Raw genomic sequence first — 25,878 nt, 5'->3', positions numbered from 1 at the left:
TGTGTGAATTCACCGGGTTCAGAAGCTCGCTGTCGCAGCGAACGGCAGAAACGGCGGGCTGCGCCGCAGCAAAAATCCTCGGTCGGTTGCGTCAAACGGCCGAGTTTGCAAAGGGCGCTTCCTGCGCAAAGCGGACGCCTGCGCTTGCTTAGGCTGCGCGCGCAGCGAACGGCAGAAACGTTCCGTTGTACGGTTCTTCGGCCTTCAGAAACGCTGCGCGATACACGAACAGCGGCAAAGCGAAAGCTGCATTGCGGCATTCGACCAGGCTTTGGGCAACAACCAGCTATGCTGACCTCGAGCTAGCCTGCCTAGCAGTCTGTGCTAAGGAGGTTTCGCACCACTAGGTATTGATCCGCCGTGGGAAAACAGCTGGACAGTTTTCAGGTGATGAACTTGTTGCTGCAACTTCGCCGCAGTTTCCCAGTGGACTTTCAGAGCCTTTGCAAATCTGTTGATCGTTCTGGTTTGTTGCCAGAGATTGGACAGTTTCTTGGTAGGAATACGAGGCCTCCGCCGCCCGGGCCACACATCTAACCCCTTGCCGTTAAACACTTTTGACAAAGTTTCTGGTTTCATTCCGTTCTTTTTTGCGATTTCTACGCAAGTCATGCCCTTCAAGTAATCTTTGTACAGCCGCTGGACATAATCGACGCGAGCGATTGACAGCATTCTTCTCGCCAGCAACGGGCTGATGCCAAAGATACCTGCAAGATCTTTGATGCTGGCACATTCCTCAAATGCCGCAGCGATTTGGCTGCGGGAATATGGAACCCATCCTCCGCACCCGTTGCAGACATAGATGCGCTGCTTGCCGCCGAGGTTTGCTAGAAAGACTCTCTTTGACATTTCTACAGAACGCTCCGGTTTACCTGTCGGCTCAGTCGCCGCTTCGGCGCTCATCGCGGTCTCATGTCATCAAGAAACTTTTAAGCCGTCAAACGTCGGATTCCAATTTTTTGAGAGGGTGAAGTGTAAATAATTGAAAAACATCAGGAAAAATTGAGACTCGGGTTGGGTGCCCTGATATTCAAAAAGCAACTGGATTAGGTCGGAGTTCTTAGCTTGGCACTTCCGTTAGTTGTAGATCTGAAGAAACATGAGCGGATCAAGTGCGAACTGAGGATTTCCGGCAGTTCCCTGGCACAGTTGAGCTGGGAACTTGGGGTGTCGATCAGTTCTGTTTCCACGGTGTCACAAGGGTACCGGCGGTCCCATCGCATCCAGAAAGCAATTGCCGAGAAACTTGGGCACTCCCCGGAAAACCTTTGGCCAGAACGGTATGAAACAGGGGGAGAAATACGGATGAAGTAGAAATTTCACGAAATGGAAAAAGAGTAAGGCCCTGGCAGTTCGCACCTGCCAAGGCCTTTGAAATAGTATCGATCTGAAACCGATACACCTTCTTCCCCCAGCACAGGCTCAAAGTCAACTGTTTCGTTGCCGTTCCCGGCACCGGAGAGGCTTGGCTTTGTCAATCGAGACCTCTGAAAGAAGGCTGAGCGCTCGTGCGCGCCAGAAGGCGTGCATGACCTCTGAAACATGTATGAAAGACGACTTTTGGCATCCGAAATGGCAGTCATCGCCGCGTCCAAGCCGGAGCACCCGCCGAGCAGCCAAGCGCTCCAAGGCAAGCTCCCGGGGCGGGATCGTCGCGCACTTGCCAGGACGCAGGAACCCGATCATCATCCAATTTGAAAGCAAGCTGGAGCAGCGGGTTCTGTATCTTCTGTTAGCCCGGAAAAGCGTTTGGGACATTCGGGAACAGCCTGAGCCGTTCAAGTATCACGGGCGGGATGGCCGCCGGAAGCACCATTTCTTCGACTTCCTGGTGACACTTACCAGCGGCCGCATTGTCGCGGTTGCAGTGAAACCCATGAAGCTTGTGGTGAGGCACCGCTTTCTGCTGGATCTTGAAGATATTCGCTCGGCCATGACCCGTGAGTTTGCGGATGATGTGGTCTTGATTACCGACCAGGACTTCACAAAAGCAGCGGCTCTAAACGCAGAACGCTTCCATGCTTTCGCCCGGTGTCGGAACGAGAGCCTGCAGAAGCGGCTGGAAGATCTAGCGTGCTCGGTCACCTTCCCGCAGACAGTGGAGGCAATGCAGAAACGGCTAGGCGCAGGAGCGGACGGGTTCCGGGCCATTTTTCTAGCGATTTTCGACGGTGTCCTGAGCGCCGACAAAACGAAGGAGATCGGCCTGAAGACAGTTGTCCGCCTAGGGGGGGACTCATGAACAAACGCATGCTTGTTACCAGGAATGACAAACTGACTGTTGGTTCGGAGGATTTCCGGGGACATCGGGAAACAGAGACTGGATACGTATTTGAATCCGTAGGCCGTTCAACAAAGCAGGTGCACTACAGTTTTGAGGAGTTTGAAGCCCTGCTCTCGAAGCCAGATGTTGTGTTCGAACCGGGATACTTTCTCGTGGGTCAAACTAACGCCCGGATAAATGCGGGCCTTGAGACTATAGGTTCTATGAAACCTGAACTCCGCGAGCGGATTGCATGGCGCTACCTGTGGGTCACTGTTGCGATGCACCTTTTAACAAATGCGGGGATGAACAAAACAGACAGATCCATTGCGGAATTTATGCCGAAAATGGAAGCGTATGTGAATGAGCTGGCTCGGGCAGCGCGGCGGAAATGGAAAGCTCCGCGAGCAGGTCGAACAAATGTGTTACGCGACCCGCCGTGTTCAAAGACATTGCGCACCTGGTTAAAGCGGTATGAGCAAGGTGATTATTCCTACCTCGCGCTGGTGCCTCACACACACCGGTCAGGCAACAGGAATGATCGATTTTGCCTATCGTCGGTTCGCCTGCTTGGGGATTGCGTATCGGCGTACCTGACACGGCAAAGATTGTCCAAAATGCAAGTCGCAAAACATTGCAAATCGCGCTTTGAGGAGGTGAATTCAGCACGCGAGGCAGAAGGTAAACCTGCTTTGCGTGTTCCATCCCGGCGTGCCGTTGAGCGTGCGATCCAGCGGCTGGACCCGTACTTCACTTATGTGCAGCGTCATGGTGTGGAGGCGGCCAACCGCAAATTTGCGCTGTACGAAACAGGTCTTTCCGCCAGCTACCCAATGGAACGGGTAGAAGTCGACGAATGGAAAGTCGACATTATCTCCGTTTTGGCCGCACGCGGTGCACTGGATCATCTTTCCGATGAGGAACTGGCAAAGCTTGAGCGGGGACGGCGATGGCTTTACCTGGCAATCGACTGCGCGACCCGATGCGTCGTCGGAATGCGGTTAGCAGCCGTGCCAAATTGCGAAGATGCGTATGCATTGTTGAGCGACATTACTCGCGACAAAACTGATCTCGCAACGGCCGCCGGGTGCCAATCGACCTGGCACCATTTTGGTGGGCTGGGGGCCGTTTGTACCGACAATGGTGCTGCCTTCGTCGACGATCTGTTCAGTACGTCCATTCTTGAGGCGCACGGGCACCCGGAAACGCCACCTGGCGGGTTGCCACATCTGAGGGCGCGGGTTGAGCGCATATTCGGAACTTTTGGCACGACACTAATGCCGCATCTGGCAGGCCGAACATTCTCCAACACAATGGAGCGCGGCGACTACCCGTCTGAGAAACTCGCATCGTTGACGGATGATGCACTGATGCAAATCCTGACGCTCTATGTGGTCGACGTTTACCACAACACGCCGCATCGAGGGCTGGGCGGGGAGACCCCGAACAACTGCTGGAACCGTCTAGTCAAGGAGAAAGGCGTTGTGCCAAAGCTGGCAGAAACCACCCGCCGTCGTGCTTTTGGGCAGAGGCGCCGTCGTAAGGTCACAGGTTGTGGCGTGGAAAATTTTGGCATCGATTACGCCTGCCCAGCCCTTCAGGAGTTTTTTCTCCATAGTCATGAGAGCGAAGTCGAAATCCGTTTCAGTTTGGAGGATTTAGGGTGGATCCTGGTCCACATTGAAGGAAAATGGCACCCTGCGCATGCGCTCCAGAGCTGCTTCGACGGCGTGTCCTACGAAGACTGGAGTGAGACTGCTCGGGCGTTGCGCCTGAAATATAAGGCCGAGGGGCAGCTTCATGAACATGTGGTCGCCGAGGCTCTGTCCAAGATCATTGAAATCAATGCCAAAGAACAATCGCGCTTTGGAACGGCTTTAGCCGCACAGACGCCTGCCGGCCTGATGAGGGCACGGGATGAACTGTTTGTCGGCCTGACGATTGTTCCTGACCGAGGCATGGATCTCAATCTCCCGCCTGAGCCGGATCTCTTTGGACACATCATTCCCGCCGATGAAGCACAGGACCGCCAGGGAATACAAACGTTTGAGGACCTGCTTGAGAACAACCGCCAGAAAGGTGGCAGAAGCGGTGACTGGAGTTTTGACGATGACTAATGAAATACACATCCATATGGCAAAATTGCGGGCCAAGTTCATCCGGCATCGCGCCTATAGAGAGTTGAGCGAGCAGTTTGATGTTCAGCTAGGAAGACGCCGTGCTGCGCTGCAGTTAGGGCTAGCCTTTGAAGTTGAGGCAATCGCTTTGACGGGGGCGCCTGGCAGCGGCAAAACCACTGCAGTTGATTACACTATAAGCAAGCACAAGGATCTCATTCTGGCCTCACACGAGCAGGATGTATGCGAAGTCATCCAGTTCAAGATGCCTTCCCCAGTAACACTGAAAACCGTTGGCGGGGCATTGTCCGTGGCGCTTGGCTATGACTTACGGCGTGATAAATCAGCGGCCTTGATCTGGCAGCATGTTCGCAGGATTTTGAAAGAACGCAAAACTCTGTTTGTCCATTTGGATGAGCTGCAGGACATATACGTTTCTAAGGCAGATCGCACACGGAGTGAGGTGGTGAACACCCTCAAATCCGTCATGAACAACAAGGATTGGCCGGTAGGGCTGATACTTTCCGGTACGCCCGACCTACTGCATATGGTCAATGCAGATCGGCAGTTGCAGCGCCGTGTTCGGGTGATTCAACTGAGTTCCGTTTCCTTTGCGACACACGGTAGAGATGTTTTTGAGTTGCTAGGCAAATATGCGCAGGAAAGCGCGCTTTCTGTCGCGTCAGCTCTGGAGGAGGATGATTTTTTAAAACGGCTAATCCACTCTGCAGTGAACGAATTTGGCCAGATCATCGATATGATCCTGTGTGGTATCGAAGAGTGCTTGTTGGCGACGGATACAGTCTTGGAGGTCAGCCATTTTGCTGAGGCGTTTCGAAAAAAGGCAGCTTGTCTGCCCGCATTCAATCCGTTTCTTGCGCAAGATTTCCTGCGTATCGACGTGACCCGCGTGCGTGACGTGGGAGAGGACCAATGACCAGGCTAGCACTGACGCTTCCACTCAATGAATACGAAACTCCGGCTTCCTATGTGTCCAGACTGTCGCGTCGCAACCAGACGATACCACGGGAATTCTGTTCCGATCTGGGAATGCGCTGGCCTCACGTTTGTTCATCTCACGCAGACCAGCTGGAGCGGTTATCTTACCTTTGGGCCTGCGGGTTAGTTTCACAGTTTTCCCGCAATGATGCGGGAAACGGACACATTGCCAGAGACAAGACGATCGGAGCTTCCGAGAGATCGGACAGCCAGCCGTTCTCAGCGCAGAAAGCTCAGGTGTCCGTCAGATCAAGCCTGAAGTATTGCACCGCTGTGAAGGTCGGGGTCAGGATGCCTGGCGCTATCCGAAGCCGGGTGGCGCATCCGGGCTTCCTGTCACTTTCACCAAAAGTACCTATGCGGCTTGCGTCCATCCGGCCAGCTCAAAATCTCCGGGTCCGCGCCTTTGACTACGAGCGCCTCCAGAAGTTTCGTCCTGTGCCTTGCAGGGCGCGTATGAAAGATTTTGTCATGCCAACGTGGCCAGTTTTCCAGCCAGCGGATGCTGCCGGGCTCCTTCGAAAGCCGGTGTTCTAGGCCGTGCGCCGAATAGCGAGCACTTACCGCAGCGCACGCCTTTTTGCGTTTGTAGTGGGCCATATCTAAGGCCTTTCATGTAGTTTCCGTGCTACATGGCGCTCTCCATTCATTTGACTGTTTCAGGCTGGGTCCGGTCAGCGGGCCCCAAAATGCAGCCGATTTGCTTACCGGAACCATTCCGATAAAGCAAGGGTCATGGCGAGTGTCGGCTTGCAGGGCTGCGGGTTAGCGATATTGACTGCGCCTGGAACATCATCCGCATCGAACAGTCCAGGGGCCGCAAGGATCGGAACGCGATGCTACCCGTCAGATCTCGCGTCCGTTCAGCTGCCATTCGCCACGCCAGTCACGGACTCACACACCGCGGACAATCCTGCCCTTCGCTGCTCATGCGCAGTTCTTTCTGCACTTGCGAGGATTTTTCCAGGCCGTGTGGGGGCCGGTCTTTCTTCGCTAACCCGAAACCTTCCCCGAGGTCCGTGAAAGCGGTCATTGACCGTCATGCTGCTTGCAGCGAACACCATCTGCACGCAGGCTTCAATTAGATGGAAGCGCGCCGTGAGGGACGCATACAGCTCAAAGAGCTGCCAATCAGAAGCACTTTCCAGATTGAAAACTACCTCCTGACGATGGCATGCGCGGTGAATTCCGCGAGTTCGCCGCGCCAGATCTGGCGGCCGAAGCAGAATGGCTTGCCGTCCTTACTGTAAATCACCTGCTCAAGCTCGATGCCGGCATTGTAGGTCGGCAAGTTTAGTAATCCCGCCTCCTGTTCATTCAATGCGCGCATCCGGATCGTGATGTCACCGGAATGTGGCGGCACGTTGTATTCCCGCTCCATCAGCACCGTGGTCGACTGCTGCAGATTGTGGTCGAACAGGCCGGGGAACAGGCTGGCAATGGCGTATTCTTCTTCGACAAAGGCGGGGTGGTCCTGAAGCAGGAACACCCGGGTGTATTTGTACAGCGACTCTCCTTCGGGCACGGCCAGCTTTGCGGACAAGACCGCATCTGCTGCGGCCATCTGTTGGGAGACCACCTTGATCGTCAGGCCGGGCCCGTCCTGGCCGAGCAGGGCCGAGAGGCTGACAGTTTGGCTGATGTCATAAGCCACCCGCTGCGGCGACACGAATCGGCCGCGGCGCCCGGAACTGTAGGCGAGGCCTTCCATTTCAACCGCAAGCAGCGCGCGGCGTGCGGTCATTCTGCTGATGCCAAACTGCTCTGCGATGGCTCTTTCCGAGGGTAGAGCCGCGTGAACGGGCAGGGCACCGCTGCGGATTTGCTCTCTCAGATGGTCAATAACCATTTGAAAAACTGGTGTTTTTTTTCTCTGTTCCAGATCGTTTTTCATCATGATGCAGCAGTTCCGCAAATTTTCTTTGGTATATACCAGATTGGTGGTATATACCAGCTCCAGGGGCTCTGTATCCTGAGTGCATGGCGTGGCCATGGTTTGCAAGGGAGGGGCTGGGGGAGCGGGGCAGAAATCCCGCGGGTTTTGGAGGCAGGCCCATGAATTTGGTGCCGGATATTCAAGCACTGCAATTCACCAGTGACGGGGGGCTGGGCAGCGTGGCCCGGATTGGCCTGATCGTTCTGCAATCGGATCAGACTCTGGAGCATGAGCTGTCGGGTGTGCTGCGGCGGCCCGGAGTGGTGCTGTATCACGCGCGGATCCCCAATGAGATGGAAGTCTCCGGCGATACGTTGCGGAAGATGGAGGCGGACCTGCCTACGGCGGCGGCGCTGCTGCCTGCTTCGTTCGAACTGGACGCCATCGGCTATTGCTGCACGTCGGGGGCAACGATGATCGGCGAGGCGCGGGTGGATGCGATCCTGCGCAGCGTTCATCCGGCGGCAAAGACCACCAATCCGCTGACCGCCTGCAAGGCGGCGCTGAGTGCGCTGAAGCTGAAGCGGATCGCGCTGATTACCCCTTATGCCGTCGAGGTGACTGAAGGCATGCGGGACAATTTGGCTGCGGCTGGGTTCCAGGTGAACGCAGTCGGCAGCTTTAACCAGAGCGACGATTTCAAAGTGGCGCGGATTTCCTCGCAGAGCATTCTGGAGGCGATCAAGGAGATCGGCCGCCGTGCGGATTGCGACGGCGTATTTGTGTCCTGCACCAGCCTGCGGGTCATGGAAATCCTGGCGGAGGCCGAGAAGGCCATTTGCAAGCCGGTCCTGTCCAGCAATCAGGTCACGGCCTGGCATCTGGCCAGGCTGGCCGGCATCGGAGACAGCATCGCCGGGGCAGGCATGCTGTTTCACACCCAAATGAAGATGGATTACTGAGATGACGGCAGAGATGCACCCCGCTGCAGAGCGCGGGTTTACCACACAGGAGTTTGAGCAGCGCACGCAAGCCGCCCAAAGGATCATGGCGGGCCTAGGGCTGGATGCGCTGCTGCTGACCACCGAACCAGAAGTGCGTTATTTCACCGGCTTTGACACCATTTTCTGGTTGAGCCCGACGCGGCCCTGGTTCGTGGTGATCCCAGCCAGCGGTGCGCCGGTGGCGGTGATCCCGGAGATCGGGGCGCCCAGCATGGCGCTGACCTGGATTTCTGATATCCGCACCTGGCTGGCGCCGCAGCCGAAGGATGATGGTATCTCGCTGCTGGCGGACACCTTGCGGGAACTGATGCCCGGTGGCGGCACCCTGGGCGTGCCGATGGGACATGAAACTCATGTGCGTATGCCGGCGGCAGATTTTCAACGGCTGCAGGAGGCCTTGGGCGGCATCTCTGTTGGCGATGGGACCGAAGTGGTGCGCCGGTTGCGGATGGTGAAATCCGAGTCGGAGATTGCCAAGATCGCGCGGATCTGCAGCATCGCGTCCTCAACATTCGAGGATCTGCCGAACCATATCCGGGCGGGCGACACCGAGCGCGAAGCCTTTGCCAAGTTCAAGATCAGCCTGCTGCAGCACGGTGCCGATGATGTGCCGTACCTGGTGGGCAGCTCCGGCCCCGGCGGGTTTGCGGATGTGATCAACCGGCCCACCGACCGGGTGATTGAAGACGGCGACATGCTGCTCTTGGACACCGGGTCGCTATGGGGCGGCTACAGCTGCGACTTCGACCGCAACTATGCCTTTGGCCGTGCCGCGGATGAAGCCAAATTCGCCTATGATCTGGCCTGGCGCGCAACCGAAGCCGGATTGCAGGCGGCGCGCCCCGGCATCACCACCACGGACCTGTGGGGGGTTATGGCCAAGGTGCTGGAGGAGGGCGGCTGCAGCGGCCATCAGATCGGGCGCATGGGCCACGGGCTGGGCATGCAGGTCACCGAATGGCCGTCTCTGATGCCGGGCGACAATACAGTGATCGAGGAAGGCATGGTGCTGACGCTTGAGCCCGGTTTCGCCTTTGGCGGCAGCAAGATGATGCTGCACGAGGAAAACATCGTCATCCGCGCGGATGGCGCCGAACTTCTGTCCCGCCGCGCACCGCGCGAGCTGCCAATCATCATCTAACACATGGGATCCGCTCACATGAAAAAAGACCTCCCGTCCCATGCCCAGGTTGTCATTATCGGCGGCGGCATTCACGGCTGTTCCGTTGCCTATCACCTGGCCAAGCAGGGGCTGTCGGATGTGGTGCTGCTGGAGCGCAAACAGCTGACCAGCGGCACCACCTGGCACGCGGCCGGGCTGGTCGGGCAGCTACAGGGCAGCCATGCCACCACTGCATTCGCCAAATACGGCATCGAGCTGCTGCAGGAGATCGAGGCGGAGACCGGCCAGAACCCGGGATACCGGCGGTCTGGGTCGATCTCCATTGCCGTCAACGATGAGCGGATGGCGGAGCTGAAGCGCAAGGCGGATTTTGCGGCGCTGTTTGGAGTCGAAGCCCAGTATCTGGAAACCGATGAAATCCGGGAGCGCTGGCCGCTGATGAACCCGGAGGGGGTTCTGGGCGGCATCTATATGCCCAGCGACGGATCGGCCAACCCGGTGGATCTGACCACGGCGCTGGCTAAGGGCGCGCGGATGCGCGGCGCGAAGATATTTGAAAACATCAAGGTCGAAGAGGTGCTGACCCGCGGCAATAAGGCTGTGGGTGTGCGCACGGACCAGGGCAGCATCAGCGCCGATTATGTGGTGAACTGCGGCGGCATGTGGGCGCGCGAGCTGGGCCGCCAGAACGGCGTCGGCGTGCCGCTGCACGCCTGCGAGCATTACTATCTGGTGACTGAGGCCATCGAAAACCTGCCCAGCGACCTGCCGGTGCTGCGGTCCTATTGCGACGGCACCTACTGGAAGGAGGATGCCGGCAAGCTGCTGTTCGGCTTTGCCCATTTCCAGGCCAAGCCTTGGGGCATGAAGGGGATCTCCGAAGATTTCGAATTCGACAGCCTGCCGTTTGTCGAAGACGACGTGATGGAGGTGCTGGAGCTGGCAATGAACCGGGTGCCGCTGCTGCAGGAAACCGGCATCCGCACCTTCTTTAACGGGCCGGAGAGCTATTCCTATGACGGACGCTTCATCCTGGGCCAGGCGCCGGATATTGCCAATTACTTTGTCCTTGGCGGGGTGAATTCCACCGGCATCCAGTCCGGCAGCGGTGCGGGGAGGGCGCTGGCGCAATGGATCATCGATGGCCATCCGCCGATTGACCTGAGCGAGATGGACCCCAAGCGCTGCGAGGAGTTCCAGGCGCGCGATGCCTATCTGCAGGCGCGCTGCCCGGAGACGCTGGTGCTGACCTATGCGATGCACTGGCCGAACCGCCAGCGCGAGACTGCCCGCAACCTGCGCCGCACTCCGTTCTATCATCCGATGAAGGCACGCGGCGCCTGTTTCACCGAGACACAGGGCTGGGAGCGCCCCGGCTGGTTTGCGCCGGAAGGGGTAGAGCCGAAGTATGAATACAGCTTTGGCCGCCAGAACTGGTTCCCCCATGTGCAGGAAGAGCAGAAGGCCGCCCGCGAAGCGGTTGCTATGATCGACTATTCCATGCTGGGTAAGCTGATGGTCGAGGGCAGGGATGCCGAAAGCTTCCTGCAACGGGCCTGCACCAACAACATGGCGATGGCCAATGGCCGGGTTGCCTATACGCTGATGCTGAACGAGCGTGGCGGTATCGAGAGCGACGTCACGGTGGCACGCCACGGGCATGAGAGCTTCATGGTGATGAGCTCAATCTCGCACACTAGGCGCGACTATCTGCATCTGCGCGATCTGATCTGCGAGGATGAGGACGTGCGGCTGCGCGATGCGACCTCCGCATATGGGGTGCTGGGCGTCATGGGGCCGCAGAGCCGGGCGCTGCTTGAGGCGGTCAGCGATGCGGATCTGTCGAACGCCGCGTTTCCGTTTAACAGCCTGCGGCATTTCCACATCGGCCACGCCCAGGTGTTTGCACAGCGGCTGTCCTACTCGGGCGAACTGGGCTGGGAGATCTTCGTCACCCCGGATTTCGCCGAGCATGTGTTCGAGGTGCTGATGCAGGCGGGCGAAGGTTTTGGCATCCGGCTGATCGGCGGCGAGGCGCTGAATGCGCTGCGGCTGGAAAAGGGGTTCCTGCACTGGGGTCACGACATGGCCTATACCGAGGCGCCGCATCAGATCGGGCTGGAGTTTGTCTGCAAGACGGAGAAGCCGGTCACCTTCATCGGGCGCGAGGCCTATCTGGCGCGCAAGGCAGAGAACAAGGGGCCGTTTTTGTGTTCCATCAAGCTGCGCGATCCCGGGCCGCTGCTGCACCACAACGAGCCAGTGCTGCGGGACGGCAAGGTGGCGGGTTATGTGACCGCCGGCGCTTGGGGGCAAACGGTCGGGGCGTCCGTGGGCCTGTGCTTTCTGACCCTGCCGGAAGGGGAAACGGACAGGGCCGCGGCGGCGGCGGGCGATTTTACGGTGCTGGTCGAAGGCAAGCGCATCGCGGCGGATGTCAGCCTGACGCCATTTTATGACCCGGACAGCAAGAGGATGCTGGCAGGGGCATAACGGGCTGCAGCGGGAGAAAAGGAGAAAGATGGACAATCATAACCATTAGTTATCACTAGGCAACAGGAATGGTCATTTTGAAATGTGTCTTTATGACCTTAGGCTGGGCTGACCTTGGGCGAAATTGTCTTGTTTCCAAGGGGGCACAGGCCTCCGGACGAGCCAGGTTCAAAGGGGCGCACCGGAACAGGCCGCGGATGACGGCAGGCGGGCAGCGCCGGAAGCATAACCTGCCGGAAGATCCCTGAAGGGGCAGCGGCATCAAAACAGCAACGGATCCATGAATAAACTGGGAGGATATCATGACTGGTAAAACACTGAAAACCATTGGCGCGGCAGCGCTGGCGGTTGTGGTCAGCGGCGTTGCGGCGCTGGCCGGCCCGATCGAGGACCGGATCGCCGCGGGCGAGCCGATCCGCATCGGCTTCTCCAACATTCCGATCTGGGGCTACCCGGATGAAAACGGCGACGCCAAGGGCTTCGTGAATGAAATCGCGCTCGGCATTCTGAAGGAAATGGGCCACGAGAACGTGGAAACCACCGTGACCGACTGGGGCGGGCTGATCCCCGGCCTGCAGGCCAACCGCTATGACATGATCACCGGCGGCCTGTATATCCTGAACAGCCGCTGCCAGAACATCGCCTTCTCCGAGCCGATCGCCCAGGCCGGCGATGCCTTTATCGTGCCGGCGGGCAACCCCAAGGGCATCCAGAACTATCAGGACATCCTGGCGGCTGAGGCGCTGCTGGTCACCGGCGCCGGCTACAACACCGTGGAGGCGGCCAAGAAGGAAGGCCTGACCGATGCGATGATCATGCAAGTGCCGGGGCCGACCGAGATGCTGGCCGCAGTGAAGGCGGGCCGGGCGGATGCCGGCGGCATGACCTATTTCGAGGCTGCGCATCTGGCGGAAAGCGACGAGGCCGTAGATGTGACCGATCCCGCTGCGCTGCCGGATTGGACGCAGAACTGGGTGGGGGTCGGCTTCCGCGAGGCGGACAGTGATTTCATGGCCAAATTCAATGCGGCGCTGGCGGAATATGTCGGAACCGACGCGATGATGCAGTCCGTTGAAGCTTACGGCTACACCGCAAGCAACCTGCCCGGCGACAAATCCGCGGAGTGGGTCTGCGCCAACCGCTGATCTGACAGTGCGGCGGAGCCCTGCGCTCCGCCGCATGTAATTCTGTTTGAAAGACGAATGACGGATGGGGCTTTACGACTTTCTGGCACAGTACTGGCCGCGGCTGTTGTCCGGCGCCGGGATAACTGTTGCTCAATTCCTGCTCGCCGCCGCCTTGGGTGTCGCCATTTCCCTTTGCATGGGGCTGATGAAGCTGTCGCAGAACGCGCTGCTGCGCGGCACCGCCGTGACCTATATCGAGATTTTCCGCGGCACTTCGCTGGTGGTGCAGCTCTACTGGATCTTCTTTGTGCTGCCGCTGTTCGGGCTGACCATCGAGAAATTCACCGCCGGCTATCTGGCGGTTGGCATGAACATCGGCGCCTACGGGGCCGAACTGGTGCGCGGCGGCATCCTGTCGGTGCCCAAGGGGCAGTGGGAGGCGGCGCTGGCCATCAATATGAGCCCGGCGCAGCGGATGCGGCGGATCATACTGCCGCAGGCGCTGGTCAACATGCTGCCGCCTTGGGGCAACCTGATGATCGAGCTGCTGAAAGGCACCGCGCTGGTGTCGCTGATCTCAGTCGCCGACCTGATGTTCGAGTCACGGCAGATCAATTCCTCCACCTTCCTGTCGGCGCAGGTCTTCGGCGCGGCGCTGGTGATCTATTATTTGCTGGCCCGCTTTCTGGTGACGCCGTTCATGCGCTGGCTGGAACGCCATATGGCGCGCAAGCTGGGGAGGGCCTGAGCCATGTTTGACTGGAAATGGGAGTTTACCTGGGAAATCCTGCCGCGGCTGGTCTACGCCACTGGCAACACACTGATTGCAGCCGGCGCAGGGTACGTCATAGCTGTGGTATTAGGGCTGATGCTGGCGCTGGCGCAGCGTACGCCGTCAAGGGCCCTGACCTTCACCGTGCGCGAATTCGTGGAGTTCATTCGCTCCACTCCGCTGATCCTGCAGATCTTCTTTGTTTTCTATGTGGGGCCGCAGTTCGGCGTCCGGCTCAGCCCCTGGATGTCCGGGATGATCGCGATCGGCCTGCACTATGCCTGCTACCTGTCAGAAGTCTACCGCGGCGGCATCGAGAGCGTGCCGAAAGGCCAGTGGGAGGCCGCTATTGCGCTCAACATGACCACCGCGCAGAAATACCGCCGGGTGATCATCCCGCAGGCGATCCCGCCGGCGCTGGCCGGCATGGGCAACTATCTGGTCGGCATCTTCAAGGATACGCCGATGCTGTCGGTGATCGGGGTGGCCGAGCTTATCCATACCGCCAATGCCATCGGGTCTGAGAACTACCGGTTCCTGGAACCCTATACGATGGTGGGCATAATCTTTCTGGCAATCTCCCTGCCGGCAGCGGGTCTGATCCGCCTGTTCGAAGGGTATGTGCGCCGCAAACTGGGACTGTAACGATGCTGGACAAGACTGGCTTTCCGCTTGAGATGACCGGTGAAGACACGCCGATGGTGAGCTTCCGCAAGGTGAACAAATCCTATGGCGCGCTGACCGTGCTGGATGATCTGGATCTGGATGTCGCCGCCGGTGAGATGGTGTCGATCATCGGCCCGTCCGGGTCGGGCAAGACCACCGTGCTGCGGATGCTGATGACGCTGGAGCGGATCAATGGCGGGGTGATCTATGTGGATGGCAAACCGCTGACCCATATGCCCAAGGGCGGCCATCTGGTGCCCGCCAACGAACGGCACCTGCGCAGCCGCCGGGCTGACATCGGCATGTGTTTCCAGCACTTCAACCTGTTCCCGCATATGACCGCGCTGGAAAACTGCATGGAGGGGCCGGTGCAGGTGCTGGGCCTGTCGAAGGCGGAGGCGCGCGACCGCTCGGAGGAGCTTTTGGAGATGGTTGGCATGATCTCCAAGAAGGACCAGCACCCGTCGCGCCTGTCCGGCGGCCAGCAGCAGCGGGTGGCGATTGCCCGGGCGCTGGCGATGCGGCCCAAGGTGATGCTGTTTGACGAGGTGACATCCGCCCTGGACCCGGAGGTGATCGGTGAGGTGACCAACGTGATCCGCAAGCTGGTGTCAGAGCATAACCTGACCATGCTGATGGTGACCCATCAGATGGGCTTTGCCCGCGATATCTCGGACCGGGTGTGTTTCTTCTATGGCGGCAGGATCGAGGAGCAGGGCCCGCCGGCCGAGCTGTTCGGCAACCCGCAGCGGGAGCGGACGCAGCAGTTCCTGAGCGCGGTCCGGGAGGCGGTGTAACCGCCTCAGAGCGGGATGCCCACATCATTCAGAAGGCTGCGGGTCTGCCCGGTGAGCAGGCCCGTGCGCCAGATCACGAAGTAGCTGCGCCCGGTCAGCAGCTGGTACTTCTCCAGCGGCACCAGTCGGCCGGCGTCGATTTCGAACCGCAGCACATCGGGGCAGCCGAGCGCTACCCCGCGGCCGCGCACCGCGGTATCCAGGGTGCTGCCGTATGAGCCCAGGTTGACCTTGGTGGCCCGGGCAATGTCCGGGTTGCCGGTCAGTTCGGCGAAATCGCCCCAGTTCACCCACTTCGGTGTCAGCTTGTCAAAATCGAGCAGGGTCGCCGCGGCCAGGCCGCCTTCACGCTGCGCCTTGGCGGGGGAGGTGACCGGCATCCAGCGCTCCTCGAACAGGAGCGCGCCGTCCCAGCCGGCCGGGATGTCCTGGCCATAGTAGATCATCGCATCCGCCTCCAGCGCGAACAGGTCGGCGTCCTTGTCCGAGGCGGTGAGAGTGACCGGTGCGGCATCGCTGCTGAGCAGGTATTCATTGATCCTGGGCGTCAGCCAGTATTGCGACACGGCGACATTGGCCGCCAGCGACAGCCTTGTGCTGGCGCTAGCGCGGCGCAGCTGCTGCAGGCATGAGTGCAGGTAATCCAGCGCCTCGCCGGAATTGGCCGCCAGGATCTTGCCGTTGCGGGTCAGCGACAGGCTGCGGCCGCGGCGGTTCACCAGGGTCATGCCCAGCCAGTCCTCCAGCACTTTGATTCGCTTGCTGACAGCGGCTTGGCTGACATTCAGCTCTTCCGCGGCACGGGTGAAATTGCCGTGTCTGGCAACAGCTTCGAAGAACAGGAGATAGTCGAGGGGTGGCAGCGCGCGGCGGTAGTTTTTCATAACCACCGGTTATCACAATTCCGGACCGAATGTCACTTTGGAAAACGGGGTTTTAGCCATAGCATTTGGTTCAAGGCCCAAGGTGCGGCAGGGCTGTGCCGCCCGGCTCTCCATAACTTACAGGGAAATCCGATGTTCACCGAGCGACTGTCCCGTTTCCAGGAAAAACTTGCCGATGCCGGCATTGATGTGGCGCTGATCACCGATGACGACAACGTCTATTACCTGACCGGCTATTACGATTACCTTCATATGGAGTTTGGCCGGCCGACCATTCTGGTGGTGCCCAAGGACGGCGAGACGCTGCTGATCACCCCGACCATCGACCTCAACAGCGCTGAAGCGGCCGCGCGGGTGGACCGGATCGCGGCCTGGAATGACGGCATGGGCAACGAGTGGCGCGAGGAGCTGCCTGCGGCGGTCCGCAAGGCCGGGGCGGTGGGCATCGAGCCCGGCCACATGCCGCCGCCGGTGCGCGCCTATGTGAACGACCTGGTCGCCGCAGAGAAGATCACCAGCGCAACGCCGATCCTGAACCAGATGCGGATGATCAAATCACCGCAGGAGCTGCAGCTGGCCCGCCATGCTGGCGAGGTCGCAACTGCGATGATGAATGCGGGCCGGGCCGCGATCGGAGACGGCGTGGCAGAGTTCGAGGTGGCGATTGCCACCAGCCAGGCAGGCACCCGCAAGGCGGCAGAGCTGTTGGCGGCGCACTACGACGATGGCGACATGTCGCCCAATACGCATTTTCTGCAGATCATGGCCTCGGGCAAGGATATCATTAAAACCCACCACCGGGCCTCGACCCGGATCATGCGGCGCGGCGAGCCTGTGTTCCTGTGCTTCTGCGGGATGACCAATTTTCACCGCTTCAAGCTGGGCTTTGACCGCACCTTCTGGATCGGTGAGCCAGACCCGGCGCAGGTAAAGGTCTATGAAGTTGCCGTGGCCAGCCAGAAGGCGGCGCTGGAGGCGCTGCGCCCTGGCGTCACTGCGGAAAGCGTGCATGCGGCCTATGCCGAGGTGATCCAGGGAGCGGGGTATGAATACCCCTTCCGCTGCGGCCGGGCCACCGGTTTCAGCTTCCTGGAGGCGCCGCAGCTGGTCACCGGCGACACCACCATCATCCAGCCCGGCATGGTGCTGGCGGTGGACGGGTCGGTCTCTGTCGACACCTTCCGCGCCCAGGTCGGCGACAGTTTCATCATCACCGAGGATGGCTGGGAACAGCTGACCCAGCATCCGAAATCTGTTGAGGAGGTCATCCTCTGATGTTTCAGCCAGGCCAAACCATCCAGTCCAAGCCGCGCACCCCGGAGATGGATGCCGGGCGTTTCCACCGCGCCAAGCTGGGCTTTATCCTGATGTCCACCGACCCCTCTGCCGAGGGGGATTTTTGGGACATGGCGCCAAAGGGCGTGGCGGTTTATGTCACCCGGCTGAAGACCGACGACCACACCACGACCGAAACGCTGGCCAAGCATATCGAGCACATGGCCGATGCTGCGGCGCGCATTCAGCCGGAGGCGAAGCCCGATGTGGTCAGCTACAGCTGCACGTCCGGGTCTATCGTGATCGGCGAACAGCGGGTGATGGCCGAGATTAAAAAAGGCGCACCCTGGGCGCAGCCGATGTGCCTGGTCCAGGGCGTTCTGGATGCGCTGAACGAGCTGGGTGCCAAGAAGCTGGTGGTCGGCACCCCTTATCTGGATGACATCAACACCGCCGAGGCGGAGTTCCTGGTCGAGCGCGGCTTTGACGTGCTGGACATTCAGGGGCTCAACATCGCCAGCGGCTGGGACATGGGGCTGGTGACGCCGGAGTACTGGAAGAAATTCGCGCTGGAAATCGACCGGCCCGACGCTGATGCGATCTTCCTCAGCTGCGGTGGCGTGCGTTCGCTTCCAGCGGTCGAGGAAATCGAGCAGATCACCGGCAAGCCAGTCATCACCTCGAACCAGGCGCAATTCTGGTCCTGCCTGCGCCGCGCCGGGATCATGGATGAACTGGAAGGCTTCGGCCAGATCTTCAAACACCCGGGGCGGGTGCTGAAACCCACCGTCTAAGGCCCCTGAAAGACCAAAAAAATGACCCGTTTTTCCGCATGGAATGTGCTCTGGCAGGGTATCACCGGCCAGAAGGGGTGGAGCCGTCAGTGGCGCGACCCTGAACTCAAGAGCCATTACGACGTAATCATCGTCGGCGGCGGCCTGCATGGGCTGGCCACCGCCTATTACCTGGCCAAGAACCACGGGCTGCGCAATGTTGCGGTGCTGGAGAAGGGCTGGATCGGAGGCGGCAACGCCGGGCGCAACACCACCATCGTGCGCTCCAACTATGCGCGTCCGGGAAACCGCCAGTTCTATGCGCATTCGCTGAAGCTGTGGGAGGAGCTGAGCCATGAGCTGAACTACAACGTGATGTTCAGCCAGCGCTCGCATATCGCGCTGCTGCACAGCCCCGGGGCCATCGACGCAGCGGCGCGCAACTACAACACCCTGCGCCGCACCGGCACGCCTGATGCAGAGATCTGGGGCCTGGAGCAGCTGAAGCAGGCGGTGCCGCATCTGAACTATGCCGAGGGCGCCCGCTTCCCGGTGATGGGCGCCGCGGTGCAGAAACGCGCGGGAACCGCCCGCCATGACGCGGTGGTCTGGGGCTATGCCCGGGCGGCTGACATGCTGGGGGTGGATATCATCCAGAACTGCGCGCTGACAGGCGTGGAGCGCGACGGCGCCCGGATCACCGCGCTGGAGACCACTCGGGGCCGGATCACCGCGGGCAAGGTGGGCTTTGCGGTGGCGGGCAATACGTCGCGGCTGTGGTCGATGGCGGGGCTGGGGCGGCTGCCGATTGAATCCCACAAGCTGCAGGCCTTTGTGTCGGAGCCGCTGAAGCCCCTGCTGGACCAGGTTGTGGTCTTCGGCATGGGCGGCGCGCATTTCTATATCTCGCAGTCGGACAAGGGCGGCATGGTCTTTGGCGGTGATCTGGACTGGTACAAATCCTATGCGCAGCGCGGCAACCTGCCGATTGTGCAGGACGTGGCAGAGGCGGCGATGTCGGTGATGCCCTGCCTGGGCCGGGTCAAGCTGCTGCGCCATTGGGCCGGGGTGGTCGATATGTCGATGGACGGCAGCCACTTCATTTGCCCGACGCCCTTGGACAATCTCTATCTGAACACCGGCTGGAACTACGGCGGCTTCAAGGCGACACCTGCCGCGGGCTGGTGGTTTGCCGATCTGATCGCCAATGAACGCCCCGCGCCGATGATCGCCGATTTCGACCTGAAACGCTTTGAGCGCGGGCTGCAGATCGACGAGCGCGGCGCCGGCCCCGATCCCAAGCTGCACGGATAAGGAGGTAAGCCATGATCCGGATATCCTGTCCCTTTTGCGGTCCTCGCGACCATGCCGAATTCAGCTATGGCGGTGACGGCTCTATCGAATACCCGGCGCTTGATGCGCCGGTGCAGGACTGGCACGACGCGGTTTTCCTGCGCGAAAACATCTGCGGCCTGCAGTTGGAGACCTGGCAGCATGTGCATGGCTGCCGCATGTGGATAAAGGTGGAGCGGGACACGATGACCCATGAAATCCGCAGTGTGGCGCCCGCCCATCCGGGACTGGCGGCGGCGCTGGAGAGCGGGCAATGACCGCGCGGCGGCTGGACCGCGGCGGGCGGATCGACCGGAGCAAGCCGCTGTCGTTCCATTGGGACGGCAAAGCGTTGCAGGGTTATGCGGGAGATACGTTGGCCTCGGCGCTGATGGCCAATGGTGAGCGGGTCCTGGGGCGGTCCTTCAAGTATCACCGCCCCCGCGGGATCATGTCGGCGGGGGTGGAGGAGTCCGGGGCCATCGTCACCGTTGGCAGCGGTGCGAGAGCAGAGCCGAACGTCAAGGCTACCATGCAGGAGCTGTTTCAGGGGCTGGAGGCGCAGGGCCAGAACGCCTGGCCCAATGTGCGCTTTGATGCAGGCGCGGTGAACGGGCTCTCTGGCCGGTTCTTCTCGGCCGGGTTCTATTACAAGACCTTCATGGGGCTGCCGCCGTTTGAATGGGGGCAGGGCACCGGGCTCTGGATGAAATACGAGGCGCTGATCCGCAAGGCGGCGGGCATGGGGGCTGCCTCTCGCGAGGCAGATCCGGATTGCTATGACCACGTGCATGCCTATTGCGATGTGCTGGTTGTTGGGGCGGGGCCTGCGGGCCTGCGCGCGGCGCTGACCGCGGCGGAGGTGGGCCGCGACGTGATCCTGGCGGAACAGGATTTTGAATTGGGCGGGGATCTGCTGAATGATCCCTCCGCCGAACCGGACCGTCTGGCCTTGATCGAGGCGGTTGGCCGCGCGGGTGTGCGGGTGATGCCGCGAACCACGGTTTTCGGGCTTTATGACAACGGCACTGCAGGGATGGTGGAGCGTGTCGCGGACCACCTGGCGGAGCCTGCGCCCTACCTGCCGCGGCAGCGCTTCTGGACAGTGCGGGCAGGCGCCACGGTGCTGGCAGCCGGCGCGCTGGAACGCTCTATCGCCTTTGGTGGCAATGACCGTCCGGGGGTGATGACGGCAGCAGCGGGGCGGGCTTATCTGAACCGTTTCGGCGTCCTGCCGGGGCAGCGGGTGGTGGTCGCGACCTGCAACGACAGCGCTTACCGGACCGCTGGTGAACTGGCGGCTGCCGGGGCAGAAGTGGTGCTGGCGGATGCGCGCCAGCGGACTAGCCTTGACGTCCCCTCCGGGGTCAGGCTGCGCGGCGGACTGGCGCCGCTGGAGGCAAAGGGCCGTTCAGGCGTCAAATCCGTGCAATTTGCGCGGCGCACCGAGTCCGGCTGGCAGGCGGCGGGCAGTGAGTATTGCGATCTGCTGCTGGTTTCGGGCGGCTGGTCGCCGGTGGTGAACCTGGCATCGCACCGCGGCGTCAAACCCGAATGGAATGCGGAGCTGGCCTGTTTTCTGGGCGGAGACTGCGCAGAGCCGCTGTTCATGGCAGGCGCGGCGGCCGGCATCTGGGACCGCGGGGCCTGCGAAGCCTCCGGCGAAGCGGCGGCGAAACGCGCCATGGGGATTGAGGCTGCCGGCCCTGCGCCGGGCGGCTGGGGTGCGCCCATCGCGCCGCTTTACGAAGTACGGCTGTCGGGCAGCAAACCCAAGGCATTTGTCGATCCGCAGCATGATGTCACCGGCGAAGACGTGCGGCTGGCGCATCAGGAAGGGTTTGTCTCTGTCGAGCATCTGAAACGCTACACCACGCTGGGCATGGCCACCGATCAGGGCAAGATGGGCAATGTCGTTGGCCTGGCGCTTATGGCAGAGGCTCTGGGCAAGGAGATCCCGGCGGTGGGCACCACCCGCTTCCGCCCGCCTTACACGCCGGTTGCCATCGGCGCGCTGGCGGGGCGCAACGTGCATGGCCATTTCAAAGCCCTGCGCCGCACACCGCTGCATGATTGGAACCTGCGCCACGGCGCCACCATGACCGACGCGGGCCTGTGGCACCGGCCCTGGTATTTTGCCAAAGACGGCGAAACCATTGCTGAGGTCTATGTGCGCGAGGCCGCAACGGTGCGCGAAACTCTTGGTATCTGCGACGTCAGTTCGCTGGGCAAGATCGCGGTGCAGGGGCCGGATGCGGCGGAGTTTCTGAACCGCGTCTATACCAATGGCTTTGCCAAGCTGGCGGTGGGCAAGGCGCGTTACGGTATCATGCTGCGCGACGACGGCATGGTGATGGACGACGGCACCACCTGGCGGCTGGCGGAAGATGACTTTCTGATGACCACCACCACCACCGGGGCTGGCAAGGTCATGGTCTGGCTGGAGGAGCTGCTGCAGACCCGCTGGCCGGAGCTGCGGGTGCATCTGACCTCGGTTTCCGATCAATGGGCGGGTGTTTCGATTGCCGGGCCGAAGTCGCGCAAGGCGCTGGCTGCCTGCCTGGCGGATCCGGCGGCAGTATCTGCACAGGCGCTGCCGTTCATGGGCGTTGCCCGGACGCAGCTGCAGGACGGGACTGAGGCGCTGATCGCGCGGATCAGCTTTTCGGGCGAATTGGCCTATGAGCTGTATGTTCCTGCCGGTCACGGCGAAGCGATGATGAACCAGCTGTGGGGGGAAACCTCCCGCCTGGGCGGCTGTCTGTACGGGCTGGAGGCGCTGGGGACGCTACGGATCGAGAAGGGCCATGTCACCGGCGCAGAGCTGGACGGGCGGGTCACGATCCTCGATGCCGGGCTGGGCAAGATGGCGTCTGCGAAGAAACCTTATATCGGCAAGGTGCTGCAGGACCGCCCGGAGCTGCAGCGCGCGGACCGGCCGCAGCTGGCGGGGATTTTCCCGAAGGATCGCAGCCAGACCTTCAATGGCGGGGCGCTGCTGTGCAGGCCAGATGAGGGCGAGGGGTTCGGTGAAGGCTGGGTCACTGCGGTGACGCATTCGCCGGCGCTCGGCCACTGGATCGGGCTGGGCTATGTCGCGGGCGGCCACGAGGCCTGGACCGGGCGGACGCTGATGGCCAGCGACCCGGTGCGCGGCGGCCCGGTCGAGGTCGAGGTTGTTTCCCCTCACATGTTCGATCCGGAAGGAGAACGGATGCATGGATGACCAGATAAATACACTTCAGGCGCAGCTGGCGCCGGGGCGCGGCGGCAAGCCGGGGCCTGCGGGTGTCACGCTGAGCCTGCTGACGGGCTTCAGACTGACCCAGATCGCCGCCTGGCCGGAAACGCTGGCAGAGGCCGGTGCGTTGGCTTCTGCCGCCGCAGGTTGCGGCGCAGCGCCGGGGCCGGGCCGTGTGGAGCAGGGCACGGGCGGCATGCTGTTGCGGGCCGAGCCGTTGAAATGGTGGCTGCTGCAGCGCGCGGGCCAAACACATGCACCAGTGCAAGGCAGCCGCGCCTGCGCCGTTCTGGATCTGTCCAGTGCCCGGACCCTAGTGCGGGTGTCCGGCCCGCAGGCGGGCAAGCTGCTCAACCATTTTCTGCCGCTGGATCTGCGCCCCTCTGCCTTTCCTGCTGGCTGCGCCACCTCCACCGCCTTTCACCACGTTGGCGTCACCCTGTGGCGCACCAATGCGGGCTTTACCCTGGCACTGCCGAGCAGCTTTGCCGCCTCGCTGCGGGAGTTGCTGGAGGGCAGCGCCCTGCAATACGGGCTGAAAACGCGCGAAACCCCCTTTATTCCTGCAGAAGGAGAGCTGGAATGACCCCCCGCATGTCTGTTGATGAGCTGTTGGATGCGGTGGCGCGCAATGCCGCGCTGCCGGATGAGCTGGCCGAGGCGACGCCGCCGCAGGTCTATACCTCGCCGGAGTTCCTGGAACTGGAACTGGACGAGATCTTCAATCACGAATGGTTCTGCGTCGGCCGGGTGGACGAATACGAAAACCCCGGCGATTACCGCGCCACCACCATCGGGCGCGATCCGGTAGTGGTGCTGCGGGACCGCGACGGGGTGCTGCGAGCGATGTCCAATGTCTGCCGCCACCGGATGGCGACGCTGTTGGAGGGTGCGGGCAATATACGCGGCCGGATCAGCTGCCCTTACCACGCCTGGACCTACAACCTTGATGGCCAGTTGATCGGCGCCGCCCATATGCGCGACAATTTCAACAAGAAGGAGGTCTGCCTGCCGCAGTTCCAGGTCGAGGTCTGGCAAGGCTGGGTCTATGTCTCGCTTGATCCCGATGCCGCGCCTCTGGGGCCGCGGCTGGCTGGCCTGACCAAGCGACTGGAGAATTACCAGCTGCCGAAGTACCGCACCCTGTTCCGGGCTGAGGAGATCTGGGACACCAACTGGAAGATCCTGGTGCAGAATTTCACGGAGGGCTATCACCTGTTTGTGGCCCACGCCCAGACCATCGAACCGGCGATGCCGACCCGGCTGGCCAATGCGATGCATGGCGGCGCGGCCTACAGCCTTTATGAGCAGGGCAGGGTGCCCGGCAAATCCTATGAACGCAATTCGGATATGCAGGTGGACAATCCGCTGCTGACCGGTGAGGAGCGCGAAAAAGCGGTACTGTCGGCGATATTCCCCTGCCATGTGATGTCGGTTGTGGCTGAGCGCACCTTCTGGCTGTCGCTGCAACCCTATGGCACCGATAGGGTCAAGGTATTCTGGGGGGCAGATTACTACCCCGGCGCGGTGCCGGAAGATCCGGAGGAGCGCGCGGCCTATGCCGCAGAGCTGAAGACAGGATTCGACCGCATCAACGAAGAGGACAAGCCGATCATCGGCGGCATCGCACAGAACGCCAAGGCGCTGGCCGCGGCACCCGGGAGGCTGTCGCCGAAGGAGCGCACGGTTTGGTACTTCCAGCAATACCTTGCCGCACAACTGTGCAAGGGCAGCCTGTCAGACGCATCTCCAGAGAGGCGGCAAGACTGAACCGGCCCTTTGCAATCAGCTGCTGCAAGGAAAGCAGAGCTGCACCTGCGGTGGTCTGCGCTCTGCTACCCCCTCCTTGGCGCTGTCTCAATTTACGGAGTTGACCAATGTCTCCTTCGGCCGCGAGCTGTACAGCATCCAGTATAGATAGTACGGGCCGGTGTCAGTCAGTCTTTCGCGAGCAATCTCGCTGCAGTTGCGAAGTGCTGCAGCTGCTCGCTAGGTTAAAAATGGGCTCGGAGCTCGGTTTTGCCGCGCGCGGCACGAATGTCTGCTTCCGCCGGTGGAAAACCTATGAGTCGCAAAAGGTAACTCTGCTGCGTCGGCTGAAAATATTTCCCTTTGAAATCAATCTGCCAAGTTCTCCAAAAAGGAAAAACTATGTGTCGCCCGACACAAATTGTCGGGCGACACATAGTTTTGCCATTTGCGACAGAACCTTTCCTTTTTCGTGTCTCCAACTTCCCCGCTCGCGCCTCCTGTTCCGCCAGTGGCGAAGCCTTCCTTGATTTTCACTTCGGAAGACCTCGTGTCTTCCGGAGGGCAAAGCAGGGTGGGCGCAGCCCGGACTGCGGCCGGACGGTGATCTGACAGACGGGGCCGGAGCGGTGAAATTGGGAGGGGCCGCGCTTGGCGCGGGAGGAACCGGATTTCTCCGTGGAGGCTGACGCGCAGCGGCATCAGAACCCGTGTTCAGATTGCCGGCCGGATGGCAGGCGGACCAATCAAACAGAAAATGCCAGGCGCGCTAGAGCGGAGCGGAAGCGCGGCTGACTTCTGTGCAAGCGATCGCGGTCTCGTCCGCGATCACATTCTAAATTTGACAGGAGGGGCAGGAGGAAAGCAGCTATCAAGATCTTCAGCCGCCACTTGCCACGCGGATCACGAACTCGCACACCGCCGGACGAAGCAGACCCTCACCTTTTCTTAGCTTACGCAGGGCTCGCTAGGTCACGTTGATCAGCCCCACTTGAGTGGTCCAATTTGATTGTTAGTGCATGACCGGCCTTTGGTCCATCTGGACGATGGTTTCCGGGGCCGGAGGGCGGTAGCCCAGAGCACTATGTGGGCGTTTCGTGTTGTAGTGTTTCCTCCATTCTTCGATCAGGGTTTGAGCTTCTCGCAGGCTGTAGAAGATTTCGCCATTCAAGAACTCATCCCTGAACCGGGCGTTGAAGCTTTCACAGTATCCGTTCTCCCAGGGTGAGCCGGGTTCGATGTAAGCCGTCCTTGCACCGACGGCTTTGATCCAGTCCTGCACGGCCTGCGCAACGAACTCCGGGCCATTGTCAGACCGAATAAACGAAGGCACGCCGCGCAGGATGAACAGGTCGCTCAGCGCATCGATGACGTTGCCGGAGTTCAG

The 25,878-nt window shown here is 60.9% G+C and carries 22 protein-coding genes; 18 read left to right on the top strand and 4 right to left on the bottom strand.

Features of this window, described 5'->3' with window-relative positions; all coding sequences use genetic code 11:
- Positions 1–324 precede the first annotated feature (324 nt).
- On the bottom strand, positions 325–903 hold the full coding sequence (locus RA25_RS22830) for a helix-turn-helix domain-containing protein (protein ID WP_152612249.1): 579 nt from the start codon (positions 901–903) through the stop codon (positions 325–327).
- Positions 904–1,065: 162 nt separating this feature from the next.
- Between RA25_RS22830 and RA25_RS23505 the strand changes: the two genes are divergently transcribed.
- From RA25_RS23505 to RA25_RS19760, 4 genes are all read left to right on the top strand, one after another.
- A complete protein-coding gene (locus RA25_RS23505) occupies positions 1,066–1,314 on the top strand; it encodes a helix-turn-helix domain-containing protein (protein ID WP_082023115.1) in 249 nt (82 codons plus the stop codon).
- A gap of 232 nt (positions 1,315–1,546) precedes the next feature.
- A complete protein-coding gene (locus tag RA25_RS22825; protein ID WP_052254311.1) occupies positions 1,547–2,242 on the top strand; it encodes a TnsA endonuclease N-terminal domain-containing protein in 696 nt (231 codons plus the stop codon).
- Positions 2,239–4,380 carry a Mu transposase C-terminal domain-containing protein gene (locus RA25_RS19765; RefSeq protein ID WP_082023114.1) on the top strand — a complete coding sequence of 714 codons (2,142 nt, stop codon included), beginning with the start codon at positions 2,239–2,241 and terminating at the stop codon, positions 4,378–4,380. The genes RA25_RS22825 and RA25_RS19765 overlap by 4 nt, the downstream gene beginning before the upstream one ends.
- Positions 4,343–5,317 (top strand): ATP-binding protein, encoded by a 975-nt coding sequence (locus tag RA25_RS19760; protein WP_206539711.1) that lies wholly within the window; start codon positions 4,343–4,345, stop codon positions 5,315–5,317. The genes RA25_RS19765 and RA25_RS19760 overlap by 38 nt, the downstream gene beginning before the upstream one ends.
- 1,218 nt (positions 5,318–6,535) lie before the next feature.
- Here the strand turns inward: RA25_RS19760 and RA25_RS19755 are convergent.
- The gene (locus RA25_RS19755; RefSeq protein ID WP_241477451.1) at positions 6,536–7,273 is read right to left on the bottom strand and encodes a GntR family transcriptional regulator; all 738 of its coding nucleotides are present in this window, start codon (positions 7,271–7,273) and stop codon (positions 6,536–6,538) included.
- A 161-nt stretch (positions 7,274–7,434) separates the two neighbouring features.
- Between RA25_RS19755 and RA25_RS19750 the strand changes: the two genes are divergently transcribed.
- From RA25_RS19750 to ehuA, 7 genes are all read left to right on the top strand, one after another.
- Complete coding sequence (locus RA25_RS19750) at positions 7,435–8,217, top strand: maleate cis-trans isomerase family protein (RefSeq protein WP_019295006.1); 783 nt, start codon at positions 7,435–7,437, stop codon at positions 8,215–8,217.
- 1 nt (position 8,218) lies between these two features.
- Entirely contained in the window at positions 8,219–9,400 is a 1,182-nt protein-coding gene (locus RA25_RS19745) for a M24 family metallopeptidase (protein ID WP_019295005.1), read from the top strand.
- A gap of 18 nt (positions 9,401–9,418) precedes the next feature.
- The gene (locus tag RA25_RS19740; RefSeq protein ID WP_019295004.1) at positions 9,419–11,875 is read left to right on the top strand and encodes a GcvT family protein; all 2,457 of its coding nucleotides are present in this window, start codon (positions 9,419–9,421) and stop codon (positions 11,873–11,875) included.
- Positions 11,876–12,177: 302 nt separating this feature from the next.
- Positions 12,178–13,020 (top strand): transporter substrate-binding domain-containing protein, encoded by an 843-nt coding sequence (locus RA25_RS19735; RefSeq protein ID WP_019295003.1) that lies wholly within the window; start codon positions 12,178–12,180, stop codon positions 13,018–13,020.
- A 64-nt stretch (positions 13,021–13,084) separates the two neighbouring features.
- Positions 13,085–13,750 carry an ectoine/hydroxyectoine ABC transporter permease subunit EhuC gene (gene ehuC / locus RA25_RS19730; protein ID WP_019295002.1) on the top strand — a complete coding sequence of 222 codons (666 nt, stop codon included), beginning with the start codon at positions 13,085–13,087 and terminating at the stop codon, positions 13,748–13,750.
- A gap of 3 nt (positions 13,751–13,753) precedes the next feature.
- Positions 13,754–14,419 (top strand): ectoine/hydroxyectoine ABC transporter permease subunit EhuD, encoded by a 666-nt coding sequence (gene ehuD / locus RA25_RS19725; protein WP_039148135.1) that lies wholly within the window; start codon positions 13,754–13,756, stop codon positions 14,417–14,419.
- 2 nt (positions 14,420–14,421) lie between these two features.
- A complete protein-coding gene (ehuA, locus tag RA25_RS19720) occupies positions 14,422–15,237 on the top strand; it encodes an ectoine/hydroxyectoine ABC transporter ATP-binding protein EhuA (RefSeq protein WP_019295000.1) in 816 nt (271 codons plus the stop codon).
- Positions 15,238–15,242: 5 nt separating this feature from the next.
- On the opposite strand, the gene RA25_RS19715 is transcribed toward ehuA, so the two are convergent.
- Positions 15,243–16,121: a LysR family transcriptional regulator gene (locus tag RA25_RS19715; protein WP_019294999.1), complete on the bottom strand. Its 879-nt coding sequence runs from the start codon at positions 16,119–16,121 to the stop codon at positions 15,243–15,245.
- Between the two features lie 132 nt (positions 16,122–16,253).
- On the opposite strand from RA25_RS19715, the gene RA25_RS19710 reads away from it, so the two are divergent.
- The 7 genes from RA25_RS19710 to RA25_RS19680 are packed head-to-tail and all read left to right on the top strand — an operon-like array spanning position 16,254 to position 24,512.
- Positions 16,254–17,396 (top strand): M24 family metallopeptidase, encoded by a 1,143-nt coding sequence (locus RA25_RS19710; RefSeq protein WP_019294998.1) that lies wholly within the window; start codon positions 16,254–16,256, stop codon positions 17,394–17,396.
- Complete coding sequence (locus RA25_RS19705; protein ID WP_019294997.1) at positions 17,396–18,190, top strand: maleate cis-trans isomerase family protein; 795 nt, start codon at positions 17,396–17,398, stop codon at positions 18,188–18,190. Before RA25_RS19710 ends, RA25_RS19705 begins: the two co-directional genes overlap by 1 nt.
- A 21-nt stretch (positions 18,191–18,211) precedes the next feature.
- Positions 18,212–19,483, top strand: coding sequence for a sarcosine oxidase subunit beta family protein (locus tag RA25_RS19700; RefSeq protein ID WP_039174607.1), 1,272 nt, complete (start codon positions 18,212–18,214; stop codon positions 19,481–19,483).
- A gap of 11 nt (positions 19,484–19,494) precedes the next feature.
- A complete protein-coding gene (locus RA25_RS19695) occupies positions 19,495–19,779 on the top strand; it encodes a sarcosine oxidase subunit delta (protein WP_019294995.1) in 285 nt (94 codons plus the stop codon).
- On the top strand, positions 19,776–22,727 hold the full coding sequence (locus tag RA25_RS19690) for a sarcosine oxidase subunit alpha family protein (protein ID WP_039174605.1): 2,952 nt from the start codon (positions 19,776–19,778) through the stop codon (positions 22,725–22,727). The genes RA25_RS19695 and RA25_RS19690 overlap by 4 nt, the downstream gene beginning before the upstream one ends.
- The gene (locus RA25_RS19685) at positions 22,720–23,328 is read left to right on the top strand and encodes a sarcosine oxidase subunit gamma (protein WP_019294993.1); all 609 of its coding nucleotides are present in this window, start codon (positions 22,720–22,722) and stop codon (positions 23,326–23,328) included. Before RA25_RS19690 ends, RA25_RS19685 begins: the two co-directional genes overlap by 8 nt.
- The gene (locus RA25_RS19680) at positions 23,325–24,512 is read left to right on the top strand and encodes an aromatic ring-hydroxylating oxygenase subunit alpha (protein ID WP_019294992.1); all 1,188 of its coding nucleotides are present in this window, start codon (positions 23,325–23,327) and stop codon (positions 24,510–24,512) included. The genes RA25_RS19685 and RA25_RS19680 overlap by 4 nt, the downstream gene beginning before the upstream one ends.
- A gap of 991 nt (positions 24,513–25,503) precedes the next feature.
- On the opposite strand, the gene RA25_RS19675 is transcribed toward RA25_RS19680, so the two are convergent.
- On the bottom strand, positions 25,504–25,878 hold a 375-nt coding region (locus RA25_RS19675), incomplete at its 5' end, for an IS3 family transposase (RefSeq protein ID WP_039174604.1).

The sequence above is a fragment of the Leisingera sp. ANG-S5 genome (genome assembly GCF_000813925.1).
Lineage (GTDB): Bacteria > Pseudomonadota > Alphaproteobacteria > Rhodobacterales > Rhodobacteraceae > Leisingera.
This window is presented reverse-complemented; position numbering and strand designations above follow the sequence as displayed.